Origin of the sequence: Martinezella miluonensis (genome assembly GCF_900094545.1) — a bacterium.
Lineage (GTDB): Bacteria > Pseudomonadota > Alphaproteobacteria > Rhizobiales > Rhizobiaceae > Rhizobium > Rhizobium miluonense.
Map to the genome: position 1 here is coordinate 1 of NZ_FMAH01000097.1, position 2,503 is coordinate 2,503.

Sequence of the window (2,503 nt, forward strand, 5' to 3'; positions counted from 1 at the left end):
TGCCGATTCCGATGAAGCCGCCCCATTGTTCCGAGATGATTGCGCCCCTTTGTTCCGGGATGATCTCGCCCCCTGTTTAATGGGGTCTGCAGGCGATAATTGTTGTCAGTTCATTCAGACGAAGTGTCAAGCTTTGCGCGGCAGGTTTCGGCGCAGACTGTCGCCGCTCAAATCAATGCGATGGGCGTTGTGAATGAGACGATCCAGGATGGCATCAGCGTAAGTCGGGTCTCCTATGACGCCGTGCCATGCCGATACGGGGAGTTGGCTGGTAATGATGGTTGATCGGCGGCCGTAGCGATCCTCCAGGATTTCGAGGAGGTCGTGCCGCGCTTGTTCGTTGAGTGGTTCGAGACCCCAATCATCCAGGATCAGGACTTGAACATGTCCCAGGGTCCGTTGCAGCCGAGCATACCTGCCGTCGCCGCGAGCGAGCGCGAGCTGCGCAAACAGCCTTGGGACACGCTGATAGAGAACGGATCGATCGTCACGGCAAGCCTTGTGGCCGAGCGCACAGGCTAACCAGCTCTTTCCGACGCCCGAGGGTCCGCAAATGGCCAGATTGTCATGAGCGTTGATCCAGTCGCCGCCGAGCAGCTTCATGAAGAGCGCGCGATCAAGGCCGCGCTCGCTGCGGTAATCGACGTCTTCCGGCGTCGCCTGATGGCGCAGCTTGGCGAACCTGAGGCGTGCGGCAAGCTTGCGATCGTAGCGGGAACTCCATTCCCGTTCGAGCAGCAGTCCGAGCCACTCAGCGTGCGAGAGATGTTCGGCTTCGCCGTTGGTGACGAGCTCCCCAAAGGCCTTTGCCATGCCGGCCAGGCCCATGGAATTGAGTTTATCGAGTGTTGGATGCGCAAGCATTGTCGGTTCTCCTTAGTGGTAATAGCGAGGTCCGCGGATGTTTTCGTGATGGATAGGCTCATGCGAGGCTGGTCCATTGGTGGAGGCAGCGCGATCGAGATGATTGTCGAGAATGGAGCGTACTGAACCGTAGGTCCGGGCCCCAATCTCCAGCGCACGGCTGCAAGCAGCGTTCACTCTGTCGCGGCCAAAGCTTTTGTTCAGGCGGATAATCCCCATGCAGGCTCGAAAGCCCTGCTCCGGGTGCGGCCTGTCGGCGAGGATCTTCTCGCATAGCAACGCAACCTCCGGCCCGACGGAAGAGGCCTCGCGTTGAATGCGTTCGATCGTCCAGTCGGCAAAGCGGCGGTGGGCTGAGGGCATGTGATCGGGGATCGTGGTGTGTTTGCCATTGCCGCTGGAACGATGATGGGCGGCAATTCGCTCGCCTTTGTGGAAGATCTCGATCGTATTGGCGGTGATGCGCGCCTCAACCTGCTCGCGAGCAAAGCGATAAGGGACGGAGTAATAATGCCGCTCGATTTCGACGTGGTAATCCAATCCAGCCCGCCGGATACGCCATTCTGCAAAGACGTAGCGTTCGACGGGCAATGGACTTAAAGCCGGCCGGTCGAGCTCTTCGAACAATTGGCGGCGGGTGACGCCAACCCGGCGCAGGACACGCTTGTCGTTGAGACCATATAGCAAGTCGGCGATCGCCGCATTGACCTCGACCAGGCTGTAGAAGATGCGATGGCGAAGGCGACCCAGCAGCCAACGCTCGACGATACGAACCGCAGCTTCCACTTTCGCCTTGTCACGAGGGCGTCTCGGCCGCGTCGGTAGGACGGCGCTACCGTAATGGGCTGCCATCGCACAATACGTCCGGTTGACCTGGGGATCGAAGTGGCACGCCTTGATGATCGCCACCTTGGCATTGTCAGGAACCAGCAACGCCGGCGCACCGCCGAAGAACTCCAGCGCCTGGATATGGCATTCGATCCAGTCGGGAAGCGTCTCGCTCCAGCGCGCATGTGCATAGGAAAGGCTCGACGCGCCCATAACCGCCACGAACAGGTGAGCCTGTCGTGTCTTGCCGGACAACCGATCGACAACGACCGTAACCGTGTCGCCCGCATAATCGACGAACAGCTTGTCGCCGGCCGCGTGATCCTGCCGCATCGTCACCGGCAGCTTCAACGCCCAGCCGCGATACAGGTCGCAGTAGCGACTATAGCGATATCCATCCGGATGAAGACCGATGTATTCATCCCACAGGATCTGCAGCGTCATATGCTTGCGCTTCAGCTCGCGATGGACCTGCGCCCAATCCGGCTCCGGAGCGCGGCGGTGTCCTATCTTCGTCCCAGCCGCTTTATAAAGCGCCGCCTCCAGGACCGTATCGCTGACGTCGTCACCCAAAGGCCACGACAACCCGGCAACCGCCGCGCGCCGTAGCGTCTCGCGCACCGTCGAGGGCGCAGTCCCAACCCGCACCGCAATCGACTTGTGCCCAAGTCCTTGCTCAAAGCGATATCTCAATATCTCGCGGACACGCCGCATCTCCACTCTCTCCGCAGGCATCCCGTTCCTTCCTCGTCAACGTCCAAGGAAGAAACTTCACACCGGCAGACCACCCTTGCCAGATGCCCGCCAAAGG

Annotated in this window: 2 protein-coding genes; both read right to left on the reverse strand. The window is 60.2% G+C overall.

Translation table 11 applies throughout. From position 1 onward, the window contains the following. Window positions 1-126 precede the first annotated feature (126 nt). Entirely contained in the window at window positions 127-864 is a 738-nt protein-coding gene (gene istB / locus GA0061102_RS32410; RefSeq protein WP_092856877.1) for an IS21-like element helper ATPase IstB, read from the reverse strand. Between the two features lie 12 nt (window positions 865-876). Continuing rightward, window positions 877-2,406, reverse strand: a complete 1,530-nt coding sequence (istA, locus tag GA0061102_RS32415; protein ID WP_092856880.1) for an IS21 family transposase — start codon at window positions 2,404-2,406, stop codon at window positions 877-879. Window positions 2,407-2,503: the final 97 nt, after the last annotated feature.